19 protein-coding genes and 1 pseudogene are annotated in these 17135 nt (G+C 61.7%); 9 read left to right on the forward strand and 11 right to left on the reverse strand.

Features of this window, described 5'->3' with window-relative positions; all coding sequences use genetic code 11:
- Positions 1–321: 321 nt before the first annotated feature.
- Positions 322–1014 (forward strand): methyl-accepting chemotaxis protein, encoded by a 693-nt coding sequence (locus BFQ01_RS33300; protein ID WP_370671250.1) that lies wholly within the window; start codon positions 322–324, stop codon positions 1012–1014.
- 59 nt (positions 1015–1073) lie between these two features.
- Here the strand turns inward: BFQ01_RS33300 and BFQ01_RS09415 are convergent, their stop codons facing one another.
- Positions 1074–2195 carry a lactonase family protein gene (locus tag BFQ01_RS09415; RefSeq protein WP_065925054.1) on the reverse strand — a complete coding sequence of 374 codons (1122 nt, stop codon included), beginning with the start codon at positions 2193–2195 and terminating at the stop codon, positions 1074–1076.
- A 126-nt stretch (positions 2196–2321) separates the two neighbouring features.
- Between BFQ01_RS09415 and BFQ01_RS09420 the strand changes: the two genes are divergently transcribed.
- The 3 genes from BFQ01_RS09420 (at position 2322) to BFQ01_RS09430 (ending at position 6262) form a co-directional block, all read left to right on the forward strand.
- Positions 2322–3230: a hypothetical protein gene (locus tag BFQ01_RS09420; RefSeq protein WP_065925055.1), complete on the forward strand. Its 909-nt coding sequence runs from the start codon at positions 2322–2324 to the stop codon at positions 3228–3230.
- Between the two features lie 702 nt (positions 3231–3932).
- Positions 3933–4391 (forward strand): REP-associated tyrosine transposase, encoded by a 459-nt coding sequence (locus tag BFQ01_RS09425; protein WP_065925056.1) that lies wholly within the window; start codon positions 3933–3935, stop codon positions 4389–4391.
- Between the two features lie 131 nt (positions 4392–4522).
- Entirely contained in the window at positions 4523–6262 is a 1740-nt protein-coding gene (locus BFQ01_RS09430; protein WP_065925057.1) for an OPT family oligopeptide transporter, read from the forward strand.
- Between the two features lie 29 nt (positions 6263–6291).
- On the opposite strand, the gene BFQ01_RS09435 is transcribed toward BFQ01_RS09430, so the two are convergent.
- From BFQ01_RS09435 to BFQ01_RS09445, 3 genes are all read right to left on the reverse strand, one after another.
- On the reverse strand, positions 6292–6918 hold the full coding sequence (locus BFQ01_RS09435) for a glutathione S-transferase family protein (RefSeq protein ID WP_065925058.1): 627 nt from the start codon (positions 6916–6918) through the stop codon (positions 6292–6294).
- Between the two features lie 99 nt (positions 6919–7017).
- Positions 7018–8274 (reverse strand): hypothetical protein, encoded by a 1257-nt coding sequence (locus BFQ01_RS09440; RefSeq protein ID WP_065925059.1) that lies wholly within the window; start codon positions 8272–8274, stop codon positions 7018–7020.
- A gap of 162 nt (positions 8275–8436) precedes the next feature.
- Positions 8437–8817, reverse strand: a complete 381-nt coding sequence (locus tag BFQ01_RS09445) for a cupin domain-containing protein (protein ID WP_065925060.1) — start codon at positions 8815–8817, stop codon at positions 8437–8439.
- A 142-nt stretch (positions 8818–8959) separates the two neighbouring features.
- Here BFQ01_RS09445 and BFQ01_RS09450 point away from each other — a divergent pair, with 142 nt between their 5' ends.
- Entirely contained in the window at positions 8960–9682 is a 723-nt protein-coding gene (locus BFQ01_RS09450; RefSeq protein WP_065925061.1) for a hypothetical protein, read from the forward strand.
- Between the two features lie 38 nt (positions 9683–9720).
- Here the strand turns inward: BFQ01_RS09450 and BFQ01_RS09455 are convergent, their stop codons facing one another.
- The 4 genes from BFQ01_RS09455 to BFQ01_RS09470 form a co-directional block, all read right to left on the reverse strand.
- Positions 9721–10140, reverse strand: coding sequence for a DUF6691 family protein (locus tag BFQ01_RS09455; protein WP_065925062.1), 420 nt, complete (start codon positions 10138–10140; stop codon positions 9721–9723).
- A gap of 2 nt (positions 10141–10142) precedes the next feature.
- The gene (locus BFQ01_RS09460) at positions 10143–10574 is read right to left on the reverse strand and encodes a YeeE/YedE family protein (RefSeq protein ID WP_065925063.1); all 432 of its coding nucleotides are present in this window, start codon (positions 10572–10574) and stop codon (positions 10143–10145) included.
- A 78-nt stretch (positions 10575–10652) separates the two neighbouring features.
- A complete protein-coding gene (locus BFQ01_RS09465; RefSeq protein WP_065925064.1) occupies positions 10653–11024 on the reverse strand; it encodes a hypothetical protein in 372 nt (123 codons plus the stop codon).
- A 41-nt stretch (positions 11025–11065) separates the two neighbouring features.
- The gene (locus BFQ01_RS09470; RefSeq protein WP_065925065.1) at positions 11066–11929 is read right to left on the reverse strand and encodes a LysR family transcriptional regulator; all 864 of its coding nucleotides are present in this window, start codon (positions 11927–11929) and stop codon (positions 11066–11068) included.
- Positions 11930–12041: 112 nt separating this feature from the next.
- Between BFQ01_RS09470 and BFQ01_RS09475 the strand changes: the two genes are divergently transcribed.
- From BFQ01_RS09475 to BFQ01_RS09485, 3 genes are all read left to right on the forward strand, one after another.
- Entirely contained in the window at positions 12042–12650 is a 609-nt protein-coding gene (locus BFQ01_RS09475; RefSeq protein ID WP_065925066.1) for a LysE family translocator, read from the forward strand.
- 346 nt (positions 12651–12996) lie between these two features.
- Entirely contained in the window at positions 12997–13662 is a 666-nt protein-coding gene (locus BFQ01_RS09480; protein WP_083244860.1) for a hypothetical protein, read from the forward strand.
- A gap of 14 nt (positions 13663–13676) precedes the next feature.
- The gene (locus tag BFQ01_RS09485) at positions 13677–14363 is read left to right on the forward strand and encodes a tetratricopeptide repeat protein (protein WP_174562739.1); all 687 of its coding nucleotides are present in this window, start codon (positions 13677–13679) and stop codon (positions 14361–14363) included.
- A 261-nt stretch (positions 14364–14624) separates the two neighbouring features.
- Here the strand turns inward: BFQ01_RS09485 and BFQ01_RS09490 are convergent, their stop codons facing one another.
- Together BFQ01_RS09490 and BFQ01_RS32855 are read right to left on the reverse strand one after the other, a co-directional pair.
- Positions 14625–15782, reverse strand: coding sequence for a tetratricopeptide repeat protein (locus BFQ01_RS09490; RefSeq protein WP_256097716.1), 1158 nt, complete (start codon positions 15780–15782; stop codon positions 14625–14627).
- Between the two features lie 300 nt (positions 15783–16082).
- Positions 16083–16253 (reverse strand): annotated as a pseudogene (locus BFQ01_RS32855) (VOC family protein); the annotation flags it as partial.
- Between the two features lie 182 nt (positions 16254–16435).
- Between BFQ01_RS32855 and BFQ01_RS09495 the strand changes: the two are divergent.
- Positions 16436–16669, forward strand: a complete 234-nt coding sequence (locus BFQ01_RS09495; protein ID WP_027604039.1) for a hypothetical protein — start codon at positions 16436–16438, stop codon at positions 16667–16669.
- A 3-nt stretch (positions 16670–16672) separates the two neighbouring features.
- On the opposite strand, the gene BFQ01_RS09500 is transcribed toward BFQ01_RS09495, so the two are convergent.
- Positions 16673–16903, reverse strand: coding sequence for a DUF6124 family protein (locus BFQ01_RS09500; protein ID WP_065925069.1), 231 nt, complete (start codon positions 16901–16903; stop codon positions 16673–16675).
- Positions 16904–17135 lie beyond the last annotated feature (232 nt).

The following is a 17135-nucleotide window of genomic DNA, read 5'->3' on the forward strand; positions in this document are numbered from 1 at the left end:
CTGTTCATGTGCCTGCAAGCGTCCATCCGTCGCAGCGCCAGCGGCATCACTACGCTGGCCGAGTCCCTGCGCGACGGCAACCTGTGCGTGGCCGTGACGGTAGAAGGGCGCGACGAACTCGCGGCGATCAGCACCGCGTTGAACGTCGCGGTGGTGCAATTGCGCACCAGCCTGCTCGGCGTCAATCACGAAACCCAGCAGCTTGGCTCGGCGGTGCTTACCCTGAATTCGCAATCGGGCAGCACCCTCAGCGAAGTCGAAGACCAGCAGCACCAGATCAGCCAGATCGCCGCCGCCGCCACGCAGTTGGCCGCCACGTCCATGGGCGTCGCGCGCAGCTGCGAACAGGCCTCCGGCAGTGCCCAGCAAACCCGGCGCATCGCCGAAGACAGCAGCCGCGACAGCCAGCGCACCACCGCCAGCATCCAACAGCTCAACCAGCGCCTGACCGACACCTCGGACGCCTTGCAGCAGGTCAGCCAGCAAGGCCAGCAGATTCAATCGGTGGTCGACACCATTCGCGGCATTGCCGAGCAGACCAACCTGCTGGCCCTTAATGCCGCCATTGAAGCCGCACGCGCAGGCGAGCAAGGCCGGGGCTTTGCGGTGGTCGCCGATGAAGTGCGCAGCCTGTCGCAACGCACCCAGGCCTCGACGGCGCAGATCGCCGGCACCGTCGACAGTCTGCGCGCCACCGTGAGCCAGGCGGTGACGCTGATGGGCGCCGCGTGCGAGCAGGCCTTGACCGATGCCGAGTCCGTCACCGGCCTGGGCACGCGCCTGGGCGAGATTGCCGGCGCGGTGCAGAACGTCACCGACACCCTGGCGCAAATCGCCACGGCAGTGGAGGAGCAGGCAGCGACGGCGGATGAAGTCAGCGGCAATATCCAGCAAGTCGACCAGGCCGCCGGGCGCCTGCTGGACGGCGCCCGCGCGGTAAACCGTGCGGCAGACACCTTGAGCAAGGGCAGCCAGGCGTTGAGTGATAACACCGCACGGTTTCGCCTGAGCTGAGGCCTGTACACCCTCAAGATCCAACCCTGTGGGGGCAAGCCCCCTCCCACAGGTTCAGGTCAGTTGGCCGAGGTATGCAGCACCTCAATCCACAGCGCCCCCTTGCCCGACGCCGCTTCCCCCACCCGCTTCAACGCACCGCTGGCGCTGACTGCATAGGTGCCGACCTTGTCGCTTTTCTCACCGGTCACCAGCAGCCAATGCCCGTTGGGGGAGAATGCGATATTGCGCGGCTGCTTCTCCTCGACCGGGTAGTTGTCGACAAAGCGCAGGCCGCCGGTGGCGGTATCCACCGCAAACGCCGACACCGAACTGCTGGTGCGCTCGCTCATCAGCAACAGCTTGCCGTCCGGCGACAGGCGCAGGTCGGCCGCCCAGATGCGCGGCGTCGGGTCGTCTTTCAGGTCATTGTTGCGCGCGTCACGCACTTCACCATGGGCCAGTTTCAAACGCTCGGGAATGCCATTGGCCACGCCAATCTGGGTCAGCGCGCCGGTGCCGTCATCGATGGCAAACGCGGTGACGGTGCCGCTCATTTCACCGACCACATACAGGTACTTGCCGTCGGCCGAAAACGCCAGGTGCCGAGGCCCGGTGTTGGCTGGCACGCTCACGTAGCCGCTGCCGATCGGGGTGAGTGCGCCGGTGGCGGCGTCGAAGCGGTATTGCAGCACATGGTCCGTGCCCAGGTTGCCGGCGTAGGCAAAGCGATTGCTTGGGTCGGTGCGCAGCGAGTGGGCATGCAGGCCGGTCTTGTAGGTGTGGATAGGTTCAGGCTTGTCGATGGGCTGGACGCTGAGGGTGTCGGCACCGTAGGACGCCGCGAGCAAATAGCGCCCGGCGCGGTCAGTGGCCAGGTACGCCATGCTTTCGGCCAGTGGCGCCTTGGACTGCGGCGTCAGGCGGCCGGTAGTCGGGTCGATGCTGAAGCCCTGGACCTGAAACGGCTTGACCCGTAACGCCGCGAACAAGGTCTTGCCGTCGGGGCTGAGGGCCATGGGGTTGACCTGATCGCCGGCCGTCACTTGCTCGACCAGGCTCAGGGCGCCGTTACTTTCGTCGAGGCGGTACTGGGAAATCAGCCCGTCACCGGGGCTGGAGATATACGCAAACGTGGTGGCGTGGGCGTGGGCACTGAGGCCGCAGACAACGGCGGCGGCCAGGAGCAAAGGTTTGTTCACGGGTGATCCTTTATTGTTATGGGTGTGATCAGTCATCGTATGACTGTAGGCGGGTCACGGCAATGATTGTTTTATCGGTGGTCGGGGCGCTGTATCTCTGCCCGCGCCAAGGGCATGATGCGCGGCATGAATAACGACCCCGTGGCACTTTACTGGCGCTTCAAGGCCCCCGATCCCGGCATCGGCCCGCGCGAACAGGCGCCGATGCTCGCCGAGGAGCAGGCCTGGGCACGGGAGCATGCAGCCGGGCATCACTTCAGTTGGATCGAAGTGCTGCTGCCGCCGCTGTGCTTTGGTGTGTTCCTGCCCAGCCTGGTGTTCATGCTGGGCGTGTGGCTGTACGGGGCCGCGTTCGCGCCTGGCCTGGACGTGGACCGAGTTATCGGCAACACCTTTGCCTGGCAGGTGTTGGCGGCGGTGGTCTTTACGGCGGCCTGGGGGCTGCGCAACTACCTGCGTGATACCCGTGACCCCATCAAGCGCTACTGGCAGGCCATGCCGGACCAGGGGGTGGTCGAGCTGGAGCGCCACACGCTGGTGTCGGGCACCAGCCTGTGGGCCTCGGACTACGATCCCGACTGCAACGCCCTGATGCAATGGAAAAACGGCCAGCTCGAACGCACCCAGAGCAGCGGGGTATCGCAGTGGATCGTCGCCAAGACCACGGCGGGCCACTGGCTGGTATTCAAGGACGAATACCCCGGCGACTTCACCTACAACCGCGTCGGGAGCATGCCGGCCCCGGACAAACAACTGCAACCCTGCCAGGACTTGGCCTTTACCTTTGCCCCCGGCACCAACCTGATGCTGGGCCGACGTTTCGACGGCGAATCGCTGCCCTTGCTGGACACCGGGTATTGGCTGGCGGCCGATGAGCTCAAGCGCCTTACTGCAATCGCCCATCACTGGGCGTTTTTCCCGCCGGACCGCTATGGCGTGGTCAATGCCCGGAACGCGCCGTGGGTGCAGCAACTATTGGACAAGGCGCAAGCCGATGGCGAGGTGGCCGGGGGAACGGGTTTTACGCACGCTTAGTAGTGAGCGGACTTCTTGTGGTGAGCGGGCTTCTGTGGTGAGCGGGCTTGCCCCGCGCTGGGCCGCGAAGCGGCCCTCATCAAGAACACCGCGTTTTTCCAGGTAAATCCTGATAACAGCTTTTGGGGCCGCTTCGCCGCCCGGCGCGGGGCAAGCCCGCTCACCACAAAAGCCAGGTCACTCCAGGCTGGATACATTCAGTCACCCGATGACGGGTTTTCTGCAATGGGATGATCTTTTGTGATGGGGCGCCCCCATCAAGAACACCGCGTTTTTCCAGGTGAATCCTGATAACAGCTTTTGGGGCCGCTTCGCAGCCCAGCGCGGGGCAAGCCCGCTCACCACAAAAAAGCCAGGTCACTCCAGGCTGGATACATTCAGTCACCCCGATGACGGGTTTTCTGCAATGGGATGATCTTTTGTGATGGGGCGCCCGCGTAGTGGTGAACGGACTTTTTGTGGTGAGCGGGCTTGCCCCGCGCCGGGCCGCGAAGCGGCCCTCATCAAGAACACCGCGTTTTTCCAGGTGAACCCGGATGATAGATTTTGGGGCCGCTTCGCCGCCCGGCGCGGGGCAAGCCCGCTCACCACAAAAGCCAGGTCACTCCGGGCTGGATACATTCAGTCACCCGATGACACTGGCTCGCCAGCTACGGCGCGCTAGTGTTAATGCTCTTCAGGACGGTCCCCAGGAGCATCGGAATGCGCCCCACACCCCAATCCCATCGCCTGCGTCACGGTCGTTACTCTGAATACGGACGCAGTTACCTCATTACCGTTGTCGTGCATCACCGTCAGCGCCTATTCACCGACCTTTATCTGGGTCGTCTGTTGGTGGCCGAATTCCGGCAGGTTCATGAGCTGGGATTGGTCGACTCTCTGGCCTGGGTCATCATGCCTGACCACATTCACTGGTTGTTTGAGCTGAAGCAGAAGACGTTGCCCGACGTGGTGCGGCGTATGAAGTCGCGTAGCACGCTGACCATCAACCGGCGTCGTCAAAGCAAGGAGCGTGTCTGGCAACCCGGTTATCACGATAGGGCTGTCCGTGCGGAGGATGATGTTCGCAAGATGGCTCGCTACGTCATTGCCAACCCCTTGCGGGCCGGGTTGGTGGCGCAGGTAGGGGATTATTCGTTATGGGATGCTGCATGGCTCTGATTGAGTAATTGATGGTGTAGTGGTTGAAGCCCGCTCATCACAAAAAGGCGCCCGCTTGCCGCACAGGAACCTTCAGGCCTTGAGGGGCTCACTTGTTATGTCGCCCTGTTCCCCAGCCGAAAGGAATCCGCATGCATGCCACCTCATCAACGGTCCCCCTTCATCCCCCCGTCGAACGCGAACTGAGCCTGCGCGCGGTCATCACCGGCACGTTGCTCGGTATCCTGCTGACCCCTTCGAACGTGTACGCCGGGTTGAAGATCGGCTGGTCGTTCAACATGTCGATCATTGCCCTGCTGGTGGGGTATGCGATCTGGCAGGGCCTGGCGAAGCGGTCGTCGGAGCAGCTGCCGTGGACGCTGCATGAAAGCAATATCAACCAGACCGTCGCCTCGGCCGCTGCTTCGATCATTTCCGGTGGGCTGGTGGCGCCGATCCCGGCCTATACCCTGCTGACCGGCAACCAGTTGGACGCGCTGCCGATGATCGCCTGGGTGTTCTCGGTGAGTTTCCTGGGCATCTGGATCGCCTGGTACCTGCGGCCTTCGTTGCTCAATGACAAGGCGCTGAAATTTCCCGAAGGCATGGCCACCCTGGAAACCCTGCTGCATATCTACAACCATGGGCGCGAAGCGGCGACGCGTTTGAAGGTGCTGCTCAGCGCGGCGTTGCTGTCCGGGCTGGTGAAGTGGGTGGACACCTTTGTGTGGGCCTTCCCGCGTTGGTCGCCATCCGCCCAGCTGGAGCGCCTGACCTTCACCGCCGACCCCTCGCTGTTGCTGCTGGGGTTTGGCGGCATTATCGGCATTCGCGTCGGCCTGACCCTGCTGCTCGGCGCCTTGCTCGCCTGGGGCGGCCTGGGCCCGTGGTTGCTGGCGCAAGGCCTGGTGACCTTGCCGGCCGGCAGCAGCGGCCCGCAATTTGCGGCGTTGGTGGAGTGGTTGCTGTGGCCGGGAGTGAGCCTGATGGTGTGCTCAACCTTGGCGTCGCTGACGATTCGTCTGTGGGCGTTATACACCTCGACCAAGTCCGCCGGCGGGCAAGCCTGGAGCGTACCCAAACCCGGGCCGGCCGCTGGTTTTGTGCTGTCGATCGTATTGGTGGTGAGCCTGCAGGCGCTGTTGTTCGGCATCAACCTGTGGATGGCGTTGCTGACCATTCCCCTGGCGATCTGCCTGGCCGCCGTCGCCGCCCGCGTGGTGGGCGCCACCGGTATTCCGCCGATTGGCGCCATCGGGCAGTTGTCCCAGCTGAGCTTCGGCATCGTCGCGCCGGGGCAGGTGCCGATCAACCTGATGAGCGCCAACACCGCCGGCGGCTCGGCGGGGCAGTGCACCGACCTGATGAACGACTTCAAGGTCGGCAAGGCCATTGGTGCCACGCCGCACAAGCAAGTCATCGCCCAGATCCTGGGGATTTTCATTGGCAGCATCGTCGGGGTGTTTGCGTACCTGGCGCTGATTCCTGATCCGCAATCGATGCTGCTCACCGAGGAGTGGCCGGCGCCGGCGGTCGCAACCTGGAAAGCCGTGGCGCAAACCCTTACCCATGGGCTGGATTCATTGTCGGCGAGCATTCGCTGGGCGATCGGTATCGCAGGGCTGGCCGGGGTGTTGCTGGGCGTGCTCGACAGCCTGTTGCCCGCCCATCGCGCCCGCTACTTGCCCAGTGCCGCCGCGTTGGGGCTGGCGTTTGTGCTGCCAGCTTCGGTGTCGCTGATGATGGCCCTGGGTGCGGTGCTCACCTGGCTGGTGAGCTGCCGCTGGCCGAGCCTCACCGAGCGGTTTGCGATTACCGCAGCGGCGGGGTTGATTGCGGGGGAGAGCATCACCGGCGTGGGCGCTTCGCTGTGGCAGATGGCGGCGCCTTAGCCTCTGTCACGCGGTCGAGGGCAAGCTACTCACTTGGCAAACGCATACTCCCCACCCTGTTCCAGCGCCTGGCGGTAAGCCGGGCGAGCCTGGAACCGCTGTACCCACGCCGCCAGGTGCGGGTACGCCGCCAGCTTGCCCTGGGCCTTGGCGATTTCGCCGATAAAGCTCATCTGGATGTCCGCGCCGCTCACGTCATCCCCCAGCAGATACGGCGTATGTGCCAGCGCCTCGTTGAGGTAACCGAGGTAATTGGCCACTTCCGATTCGATACGCGGATGCAGCGGTGCACCGGCATCGCCCAGGCGCCCGACGTACAGGTTAAGCATCAGCGGCAGCATGGCCGAGCCTTCGGCGAAGTGCAGCCATTGCACGTACTGGTCGTAGGCGGCCGTGGCCGGGTCCGGCTGCAGGCGACCGTCGCCATGGCGGCGGATAAGGTAATCGACGATGGCGCCGGACTCGATCACCACGTTGGCGCCGTCTTCGATCACCGGGGATTTACCCAGCGCATTGATCGCCTTGAGCTCCGGCGGCGCAAGGTTGGTTTTCGGGTCGCGCTGGTAGCGCTTGATCTCGTACGGCAGGCCAAGCTCTTCCAGCAGCCACAAAATGCGCTGCGAACGTGAGTTGTTGAGGTGATGGACAATGATCATGGGAACTCCGCGGGGCATGGGGTGTGTAGGAACAGACTGCTGCGACAACGTAGAGTGCCCTGAATCAGCGGGATGTTTGCTTGGCAAACGCCCCTTCGATCAACGCACCACCTCGAACGCCGTGTATTCATACGCCGAGCGCATTTTGCTTGACGTCGTCTCCAGCGTCAGGGCAATGCCCAGGTCTTCGATAAACGCGCGCGAGGTCTTGTAGTCGCCTTGCTCGCACTCCAGCTTGATGGCGTCGCCGGTCAACGAGGCAAACACCTGTCGGGCCGGGAAGCGCTGGCCGACCTTGCAGCTCACGGAGGTCTCGAGCGGGGTATCGGTCGGTTTGCCGGGCACGTTCGCCATGTGCAGGTTGGCGCTCAGCGTCTGGCCAGGCGTCCAACTGCTCGGAATACTCAGCTCGGCTTCGCGGGTCAGCAGCACCTGGCCGTCGCCCACGCCGTTCATCTTCGACTTCAACTGGATCAGGTCCGCCTGCACCAGGCGCTCGACATGGAAGGTGTCGCTGTAGATCTCGTTCTTGTTCAGCAAGCCACCCACCGCCGTGAAGGTCACCGAGGTGGGGCTGTCGTTGCTGCCATCGCTTTTTTTCGACAGGTACGTGTAGCTCAACGTCTTGAACTTCGGCTGCAGCAGGGCCGAGTCGAGGCGCTGGAGCACGCTGGCGGGGACGGCGACGTCGTTGATGCTTGGTTCTACGACGGTGCGCGGGTAGTCAACCGGTTGGATGTCCGGACGCGACCAGGCCAGCAGCGCCGCATCGACACCGCCCTGCAACGAACAACTGATGCGCGATTGCGTGCCGTCGCTGCCCTCCGGTTCTACCAGCAGCACGCGCTCGACTTCGCGTGTGCCCGGCGCGACGCCGGGCCGTGGCTTGATGGCCTGCCAGCGGTCGCCGACCTTGAGCTCGCTGCGGATGTAGGCGCCGTCGCCCTTTTGCAGGCGAGCAGGTTGGTCGAGCAGCGGGGCAAGGCGTTGGGCAACCTCGTCGATAGTGCCTTGCACAACAAAGCCCCAGTAATAGTAGCGCCCCAGGTTGCCGAGGTCGGTGGCCTCGTCGGCGTACGACAACAGCTTCAAGCCGGCGATGGGCGGCGTGCTGACCGGCACCGCGTTGGCCTTGCGGTCCGCGCGGTTGACTACCGCGATCCACGCGAAGTCTTTGTCCTGCTTGAGCGGTGCGTAGGGCTGCCAGGCGTCGCGGTGGCTGTTCAGGCGGCTGAAGAACGTCGCGTCGCAGCGGGTGAAGGCCTTGAGCGTGTCGGTCAGCGCGGCGTCGTCGGCGTGGGCGATGGAAGGCAGCAGCGTAGAGGCGAGGAGGAGGGCGGCGGTGGGCAACTTCATCGAGGGGATGTCCGTATCGGGAGCGGGAGCTGGGCATTATCCAGAAATTACCCGCTAAAGGCTCGGTTCAATGACGGAGAGTATCTACACACCTTTGACGGCTGCCACCGCTCACTACAAAAGCCTCACGCTGTAAGGCTATGGGTTCACCCGCGCCACTTTTCAGATCCACAGATCATTCATGGCCGTACGTTCACCGCCTTCATGGCCGGTATTCAAAATGCCCCGAGGCTCAATCATCATCAGCTTCGCCTCACCTTCGGCGGCGGTCCGATGTTCAACGCCACGCGGGACCACATACAGCTCGCCCGCCGCCACATACACCGGGCCTTCCGGTAGATCGATACGCAGCGTCCCTTCGAGCACCAGGAACGCTTCGTCGGTTTCCGGGTGCGAGTGCCAGATGAACTCCCCTTCGATGCGCACCACCTTGAACTGGTAGTCGTTCATTTCGGCGACGACCCTGGGGCTCCACTGCGCGTCGATGAGCGATGCCTTTTGCGCGAGGTTTACCGGTTGTGCCGAGTGCTGTGACGTAGCCATGATCCATCCTCTGGTAGGTAAGACGGCCAGACTATCGAGGCCGCGGAGCGCCTGGCTTTTACGATCCTGCAGGTTGGTCGTCTAAAGCTCGGCCGATTTCCGTCGATAACCTGTATGAACCCGCCAATCATGGACCGATTAAATGGCTCTTTCCGTCAGCGCTGCCTATCTCCCGCCGGCCAACACCAGCCTTACACCTTCCGACCAGAAGCTCGTGGCCCAGCCTCTGACAGATGCCGCGAAGGAAGTGTTGGCAAACGCCGCCCCGGCGGCCGTCTACCATCCCAGTGGATCAGCAAGCACCACGGTGGAACCGCCGGAGGTGGTCGACGTCTGGGTCGGTCGGACCCAGGCGCCAGACCACCCTCGGCTCGTCGAAATTTCCACCGGCGCGCTCAATACGCTGAAGGCATCCTTCAAGGCATTCGAGTCAGCGCTGTCGACCACCGCTCCCGACTTGGCCGGCAAAAAATACGGCTTCACCGTCGAAGCCGATGGCCGCCTGAAAGTGCTGGATTCGGCCGGCCAGCTCAGCAGCTCGGATACCCAGCGGCTGACGGATTTGCTCAACCGATCCCTGGGCCTGAAAACCGCAGCCATTGCCTACCGCAATGCCGCCATCGACACGGTGGACGCCGATTCTGTCTGGTCGGGCTTGGGGTTTTACAGCCTGACTAACGAAAACTTCGCCAAGACCATTGATCTGGCGCCGCTCTTAAGAGACTTCGACCCGTCTGACTTCAAAGGGTCCAGGGATCGGATTTTTATTAATCAACTGGCCTCCAAAGGCGAACTGGCGACGCAACAGACGGACGCGGCGATGTTTGAGCGGCGTGGAGTGCAGCGGTTCAGTACGCAGGCCTGACCTACTGTGTGGGGTAAAAATGAAGCCGTGCAGGCGGTTCAACCCCGCCTGCGCGATTCAATCCCCGCAAAAACCAGCATGCCCGTCACCATCGCCAGCGTGAACACCAGCACCTGCCATTGCCCCGTCAACAGCAATGCCACTGCCGGTCCGGGGCACAACCCCGCAATCGCCCACCCCATGCCGAACACCAGGCTGCCCAGCACGAGGCGGCGGTCGAGGGTGCGTTGCGTCGGCATCTGGATCGGTGCGCCCAGCAGCGAAACCTGACGATGCCTTACGACGTAAAAGGGCACGCTGCTCACCACCAGGGCGCCGAGCATGACCAGGGCCAATGAAGGGTCCCAATCGCCGGCGAGATCGAGGAACGCGAGCACCTTCTCCGGGTTGGTCATGCCGCTGAGGTGCAGTCCCAGGCCGAAGATCAGACCGGCCATCAATGCCATGAATTTGCGCATGCTCAGGCTCCCAGCCCGTGGCGGATGAAGTAGACACCGGCAAACCCGCTGCCCATGAAGCAACCGACCGCTACCAGCGAGCGCAGCGACCACCGCGAAAGCCCGCAGATGCCATGCCCACTGGTACAACCGGCGCCATAGCGCGTGCCGATGCCGACCAATAACCCGGCCAGCACCAGCGCGTAGCCACCGGCCTGGAACGATGACTCAGGCAGCTTGGCAAACAACGACCAGATCCAGGGCGAGACCAGCAGCCCGAGCACAAACAGCAGTTTCTCCCCACGTCCTTCGCCGCGTCTGGAGAGCAGGCTGCCGAGCAGGCCGCTGATCCCGGCGATGCGGCCGTTGAGCAGGATGAACAGGCCTGCGGACAAACCGATCAGGGCGCCGCCGAGCAGGGCGGTCCAGGGGGTGAACTGGGCGGAGAGGGTCATGGTGGGGCCTGGGTGTGTTGGACTACGTGCATCGATACCACAGTTTTATCCATGAACCCAACGAGTGACGATGCGCACTTACACCTTGGCCGTATGCACCTTGGCCAGGCGTACGCGCCAATCGCCGTCATGGCGCAGGCGGCATTCTTCGTCGGAGTCGAAGTGTACGCAGCGCTCCATGGGCGCGACGTGTACCTCGGCGTCGTTGAGCGCGGCGGCGGTCAGCTCACGCATGCGTGTGTCTGCCCCTGTCGAGAGGGCGTGCTCCTTGTTGGCGCAGCTGTCGAACACCCAGATCACCCGCAGGCTTTGGGGGAAGACGCTGTAGTCGACGGTGTGGGTCAGCCAGTCGAAGCCGGGGATTTCGGCTTTGGCGGTTTCGCAGGCGTCGGTGAGGGCGGCGATGAGGCGACGTTCAAGCCGGGCGTTGTCGCGTGGGGTGGTTGGCATAAAGGGCTCCAGGTGGGTGTTCAGCGTGTGTATTAAACCAGCTACACCTGAACTCTTAGCGCATTGATGATAAACGCATGCAGGCTATTAACCGCCTTGGCCCCCCGAGAAGCTCGGCTACGCAGAATCGAAACCTCCATGGGCGCAATGCTTCCCAAGCCATGCTCGCTGCTCAACACCTGCAGTGATGGCTGCACGGTGCACTGCGTGATCGCGGCAATCGCCAGCCCACCTTCCACCGCGGCCACCTGGCCGGCGAGGCTGGAACTGTTGTAGACCACCTTGAATTGTCGCCCTTGCTGGGCCAGTGAATGCACCGCATAACGCCGCGCCAGGCTTTCACTTTCGTAGACGGCGATAGGCAGCGGGTCGCGCCGCCACAGTTCGAACTGGGGCGAGCCCACCCAGACCATGGGTTCCTTGAACAGAAAGGTGCCGCTGTGGGGCGAGTCCCTGGACACCAGCGCAAGATCAAGATCGCCGCTGCGCACACGCGGGATCAGCGTGGTTGACTGCTCGCAGGTCAGTTCTATTTCCACACCGGCGTAGCGCGGTGAAAAACGCTTCAGCAGCGGCGTGAGGTATTTCGCCGCATAGTCCTCCGCGACGCCCAGGCGGATTCGCCCGGTGATCGCTTCCCCGTTAAAGGCCGCCTGGGTTTCCGCGTGCAGTGCGAGCATGCGACGGGCATAGCCGAGCAGCGTCTGGCCGTCATCGGTGAGTTGCAGATGCCTTGGGCCACGGCTCAACAGCGGGCGTCCAAGGGCGGCTTCGAGCTTCTTCATCTGCATGCTGACGGCGGACTGCGAGCGATTGACCTCATGGGCCGCAGCCGACAGCGAACCGGCATCTACCACCGCCACGAAGCACTTGAGCCAATCGATCTGCAAATCGCTGGAGGGCATGGCGGTTTCCTTTATTCGTTAATCGAATGGCTGCAACGTGAATAATGCGCTTTTCAGGACTTTTCTTCACTCGCAAGATACTGGCCTCAATACCCACCTGCTGGAGTGGATCATGCCCTTTGATACCTGGTTGCTCTACCTGATGACGTGCTTCGGCATCGCCGTGGTACCAGGGCCCAATGCATTACTGGTGCTGACCCATGGGGCCCTGCACGGCAGTCGCCGGACGCTGTTCACCATCAGCGGCGGCGTGCTCGGTTTTGCCCTGGTGCTGACGCTGTGCGCGCTGGGCCTGGGGGCACTGATCCAGGCATCGGCCAGTGGGTTCACCGCCTTGAAGGTGGCCGGCGGGCTCTACCTGATCTGGCTCGGTTTCGGCCTGTGGCGCGCGCCCCCCGTCAGCCTTGAGGCCAGCGGCACAATCAGCTTGCGGCGCTGGTCGCTGTTCCGCCAAGGGCTGGTCTCGGCGATTTCAAACCCCAAGGCACTGCTGCTGTTCACCGCGTTTATCCCACCGTTTCTGGACCCGCATAGAAGCATCATCGCGCAGACGGCTGCCATCGCGCTGACCTACGCCGTGGTGGAATTCGTCGTTGAGTACCTGGTGGCCAGCGCAGCCAACCGCATCCGGCCCTGGCTGGCCCGCACCGGGCGCCGATTCAATAAAGTCTGCGGTGGTTTTTTTGTACTGTTTGGGTTGGCCTTGCCGGTGCATAGTTGAAGGCAAGGCTGCCTTGGAGCTTGTCGCCCCAATTTGTACAAAATCCGGAATTCGCACCCGCCTTTGGCACGAAGCTTACCGGCGCTGAAGAGCAACTGGAGCCGCCAGCCACAAACTTCACGGCAGGGCGGGCCAGGTGGTGCTTGATTTCCTGAATCTCCATGGCGATGTAAACCTTCCTTTTGCAGGCATAAAGGCCGCAGGTTAGCAGTGTGCGCAAGCGGGTGGCAGTAGTCAGGGGGGGGCGGGACCAGCGGCACACGGATATTTTCAACGCACGCCCGTATTGCTAAAGTTTCCCACTCACCCGCCGACAGCTTTTGTTCCCACTTCACGGATGATTTTAATGTTCCGCTCTCTTTTTTCCGGCGTTGCATTGCTCGCCGTCGCCTGCACTGCCCAAGCCCGTACCGTCACCACGCCCGAACAGCTGCTGACCGAGTTCTCTCGTTGCGATGCGCATTTCTTCGAGAGCCTGCGCGATGCGCGCTTGCCAGCAGGTACCTTGCGCCTGAGCGACTACGGCTCGGTCAAGGCACCGACCATCATGAGTCCGCTGCAGGAAGGTGGCACTTACCAACACTTCGAAACGCCCCTGATCGTTAACGGCGTGCGTATGGTCGGCTATTACAACCAGGCCCAAACCATCAAGGACGTCGGCAATTTTCTGTTCTGGGGGTTTGTAACCGATGGCTCGCCGCAAGAGGTGGCCGCAAAGCTCAAGCCGCTGATCGTTGATAACGCACGTTTTGTCAGTCAGGGCAAAGCCCTTACCCGCGCCGAAATCCGCCGTGTCGGTGACCCGATCGGCCAATGGCGCACCGAAGGGCTGACCGGTCCTGGTGTCGCCACGCCGTTTGGTTTCGTAGACCGCGTGCTGATGGTCGACGCGGGCGACACGTCACCGTCGCTCGTGGGACACACCACCGTGTTCTGCTCGCTGCAAGGCACCGTGACCGCGCCGCTCCTGCAGGTCTATCGCCCTGACCTCAACGCTCATCTGCTCGACTGACAAGGATGCTGATCATGAATACTCGCTGGCTCGCACTGATTGCCTGCTCCGCCCTCCTCACCGGTTGTGCAGGGATGCAGAACCCGCAAAAAGCCAACCTTGCCCACTGCGCTAATCAGTTAAAGGCGTCCAAAGCCGAAAACTACCCCTTGGTGCTGCAGGAAGGTGATCTATGCCTGCAGAAAGCTACGCTGCCTGCCTCGCTGCATAGTTTGATTTATGCGGTGCAGGCCGACGCCTACCTCAACCTCAAGCGCTTTCCCGAAGCCTTGGCCGCCAAGGAGAAATCCATGCAACTGGTGGTCAAGCCTGAGCCGCGCGCCTACCTGGACTTGAGCGCCATGTATCGCGCCGCTGGTAACCCGAAAAAAGCCCTTGAGCTCGTGCAGTTCAACCTTGACAACGGAATGGGAGAAGCAGGAAAGGGGGCCGGCTTCAATATGCCGACCTACTATCATCTGGGCCTCGCACTGACAGACCTGGGTCAGTACCGGGAGGCCGCTGAAGCATTCAGTACCGGCCTTCAGCGCCAGCCGGACTATGCCTGGGCCTATTATGCGCGCGGGATCGCGTACGACCATTTGGGCAATAGGGAAGACGCCAAGGCCGACTTCATGAAGTTCTCGCAGATCGTCGACAAGAAGTACCTGGAGCAGGAGAACAAGGCCAAGCTCGCGGAGTACAGGATTTCCATGCCGTAATTGGAACACCCGCTTAGGGGCGAATGTGCACCTTGTCTGGATAATCCGACGGATTTTGAGAAAGCACAGGCAGTGGAACAGGGTGGCCAGGCTCTGTGGTTCATCTGTGCTGCGAATGGTTGGGGGCTGCTGCGCAGCCCCACGGGAGCAAGCTCCCTCGCCACAAGGGGGAGCGTTTGCCTTGGTCAGTTCGCGGCTGCTGTCGCATGCTTCTTGGCCCATAGCGCAGCGGTTTGAAGGCTTGGTTTGGTGTTGGTTTGCTTACTGCACGCTCGTTATATCTGCCAACAGTTGTTCGAGCCCTTCCGGAGTTGAATAGAGGTTTTCCAGCGCCGCAACCTCGGCCAGTTGGCCTGGCGAAAGGGCCTTTTCTTCGTGCTCAAGCTGGGCGCGCATGTCCTCTTCATTTTTCGGCAGCTTGCGCTTCAAGGCTACGCGCAAAAGCCCGCATTCCTTGAGCTTGTTACGTTCGAAACCTCGACCTGTGTCCATCTGCACAGCGAGGAGAGCGGTTGCAAACGCGTGCCCTTGCGCCGCAGCCTTGAGCAACCACCGGTTTGCTGCCGGGTAGTCGACCGGTATTTCATCACCCTTGCTGTAGAGGTAGCCGAGAATGAACTGCGCATCGGCCCGGCCTTGCTCGGCAGCACGGGTATACCACTGCACTGCGGCGGGAACATCCTTGGGTGTGCCGCTACCACTGAGCATCGCGAGGCCCATCATTTCGTAAGCCTTGGCATTGCCGCTGTCGGCTGCCTGAGCAAGTAGCTTGACCGATCGCTCAAGATCGACCGGCGCGCCTCTGCCCTGTGCGTAAAGCGTTGCCAACTGTATGACCGACTCGGCATCCCCTTGAGCACTGCCCTTGCTTGCCCATGCGAACGCCTGCTGGTCGCTCGCCTTAACGCCATCACCTCGGTAGTAAAGCCTCGCGAGGTCTCCTTGCGCTTTGGCATGTCCTTGTTCGGCGGCTTTTTGAAACCACATGGCTGCCTGGACGAAACTCCTGGGTTGATCCTGGCCTGCAATATTGGAAATCCCCAGGAAATACTGGGCATCCGGGTTTCCATGCTTGGCCGACCGAGTGATCCACTCCAGGCCCTTGGAATGATTCACCGCTACGCCGCGCCCGTAGTAGGTGAAAATACCGGTTTTATACTCCGCGACAGGTTCGCCGTTTTCAGCAGCGCGCAAATACCACTCTGCCGCCTTGACCGGGTTTTTATCGACCACCAGGCCTTCGTCGTAGAACGCACCCATCAGCAGCGTGACGCTGTGCGGACTGCGCCATACGGTGATAGCGAACGTGATTAAAAGATAGGCCAGACAGCCCAGGAGCAACGCAACCAAAGGAACGACAAGCCGGCGCAATTTCGAATCCATTCGTGAGGTGTGGACGGGCAGTGTAGCGATGCTCATGCGCCGTACATAGATGCCTTGCTACAACAGGTTTAATCGCTTTCGGCGCTGCGAACCAGCGGCGCATGTGCAGGCCCATGTAGGCGTTGATGGCGATGGTACATCGCGCCCAGCAGGGCAAATTGCGCTGTGATGGGTTGGTCGGGGAGCATCATTACGGTAGGCATGCAGTGAAGGTCAGGATCACTTTCGGGTTACTTGAACCTGTTTTGATTACTCGCTTACCGGAGGGCAGCTTTCGAGCGAGCTAGCTGGTAGCTGTGGGTAGCAAACGACCCGTAGCTGACTGTCGGTTCAGGTTCAGATTGAGCAAGTCGGTCGCTCACCCAATCGCTCTACCAACCTTACAAGATAACCGTCGGGATCCTGGACGATGAATTCGCGCTGGCCTACTTCTACATTGTCAGCCCGATACCAAGTGTCTTTGCATTCTCGATAGAGTGCACAGCCAGCCTGATCAAGTTTTTGGATGTCGCGTCGAGTGACAACTAATGGCCCAGAGTTTTTTACACACTCTGGGCCCGTTAGCAACCGTTGCTCTCGGGAGCATACGCTTCTGGTCGAAAGCCCCCCCTTTCTAAGCCAACCGGTCTACCATGCCACCCCCGGCAGTGGTTGCACGCGCTACCGACTCAACTTTTAAAGGTATCGCAATGTCCATCGACCAAATCTCCCTCCCCAAAGGCGTAGGCCCTCACGCCGCCAAGCTCCTCGACGCCATCACTGGCGCCGCCACCCATGAAGAACTCAACCGCGCTGGCGGCAAGGCTGAAGGCTTTGTGCTTGGTCTGGAATCCACCAAAGCCATCAAGAGCCAAATCGCCGAGTCGTTGTATGTGGCCTATGACGATGCGGCGAGTAATCGTTCTAGTGAATTGAAGGGCTAGGCATTAACCGGAGCAGGGCGCTTCGCGGTCGAGCAATTTGGCCGTGAGGAGTACGCCCAGCTCGCTCAGTTGGTGGATAGCGAGGGCGATTTCGCGGTGTTTGCCGCATAGGTCTTCGGACAAGTCGAGCAGCAGTATGCTGACTGAGGCGAAGGTTTCGTAGCTGTTGGTGATGAGGGTTTCGTTGCTGGCGTCGGGAGCGACGCTGAAGAGAGCGGTTGAATCTGTAGCCATTGTTAAGTTCCTTGCTTGGGCCACTACCTGATCGCTACTAAACGATAAGGCGGTAGCTGTACGCAGGTTAGTAGACCGGTGGAACCTAACAAAACCGGCGCGCCCGAGGGCGCCCTACGCACAGCCACCATCGAGCACAGACAGGCACGTCTGACAGATGAAGCTTGTGCACTTGTTAGGTTAAACCGTGGGCTACTAAACCCGATCACCGAGAGATTCAGCGACCGAGCCA

The organism is Pseudomonas sp. 8 R 14, from assembly GCF_900005955.1.
In the GTDB taxonomy this organism is placed as follows: Bacteria; Pseudomonadota; Gammaproteobacteria; order Pseudomonadales; family Pseudomonadaceae; genus Aquipseudomonas; species Aquipseudomonas marginalis.

Coding starts and splice junctions, on each gene's coding strand:
- BFQ01_RS33300 (WP_370671250.1), top strand. CDS start 322: ATGGGCGTCGCGCGCAGCTGCGAACAGGCCTCCGGCAGTGCCCAGCAA.
- BFQ01_RS09420 (WP_065925055.1), top strand. CDS start 2,322: ATGAATAACGACCCCGTGGCACTTTACTGGCGCTTCAAGGCCCCCGAT.
- BFQ01_RS09425 (WP_065925056.1), top strand. CDS start 3,933: ATGCGCCCCACACCCCAATCCCATCGCCTGCGTCACGGTCGTTACTCT.
- BFQ01_RS09430 (WP_065925057.1), top strand. CDS start 4,523: ATGCATGCCACCTCATCAACGGTCCCCCTTCATCCCCCCGTCGAACGC.
- BFQ01_RS09435 (WP_065925058.1), bottom strand. CDS start 6,918: ATGATCATTGTCCATCACCTCAACAACTCACGTTCGCAGCGCATTTTG.
- BFQ01_RS09440 (WP_065925059.1), bottom strand. CDS start 8,274: ATGAAGTTGCCCACCGCCGCCCTCCTCCTCGCCTCTACGCTGCTGCCT.
- BFQ01_RS09445 (WP_065925060.1), bottom strand. CDS start 8,817: ATGGCTACGTCACAGCACTCGGCACAACCGGTAAACCTCGCGCAAAAG.
- BFQ01_RS09450 (WP_065925061.1), top strand. CDS start 8,960: ATGGCTCTTTCCGTCAGCGCTGCCTATCTCCCGCCGGCCAACACCAGC.
- BFQ01_RS09455 (WP_065925062.1), bottom strand. CDS start 10,140: ATGCGCAAATTCATGGCATTGATGGCCGGTCTGATCTTCGGCCTGGGA.
- BFQ01_RS09460 (WP_065925063.1), bottom strand. CDS start 10,574: ATGACCCTCTCCGCCCAGTTCACCCCCTGGACCGCCCTGCTCGGCGGC.
- BFQ01_RS09465 (WP_065925064.1), bottom strand. CDS start 11,024: ATGCCAACCACCCCACGCGACAACGCCCGGCTTGAACGTCGCCTCATC.
- BFQ01_RS09470 (WP_065925065.1), bottom strand. CDS start 11,929: ATGCCCTCCAGCGATTTGCAGATCGATTGGCTCAAGTGCTTCGTGGCG.
- BFQ01_RS09475 (WP_065925066.1), top strand. CDS start 12,042: ATGCCCTTTGATACCTGGTTGCTCTACCTGATGACGTGCTTCGGCATC.
- BFQ01_RS09480 (WP_083244860.1), top strand. CDS start 12,997: ATGTTCCGCTCTCTTTTTTCCGGCGTTGCATTGCTCGCCGTCGCCTGC.
- BFQ01_RS09485 (WP_174562739.1), top strand. CDS start 13,677: ATGAATACTCGCTGGCTCGCACTGATTGCCTGCTCCGCCCTCCTCACC.
- BFQ01_RS09490 (WP_256097716.1), bottom strand. CDS start 15,782: ATGAGCATCGCTACACTGCCCGTCCACACCTCACGAATGGATTCGAAA.
- BFQ01_RS09495 (WP_027604039.1), top strand. CDS start 16,436: ATGTCCATCGACCAAATCTCCCTCCCCAAAGGCGTAGGCCCTCACGCC.
- BFQ01_RS09500 (WP_065925069.1), bottom strand. CDS start 16,903: ATGGCTACAGATTCAACCGCTCTCTTCAGCGTCGCTCCCGACGCCAGC.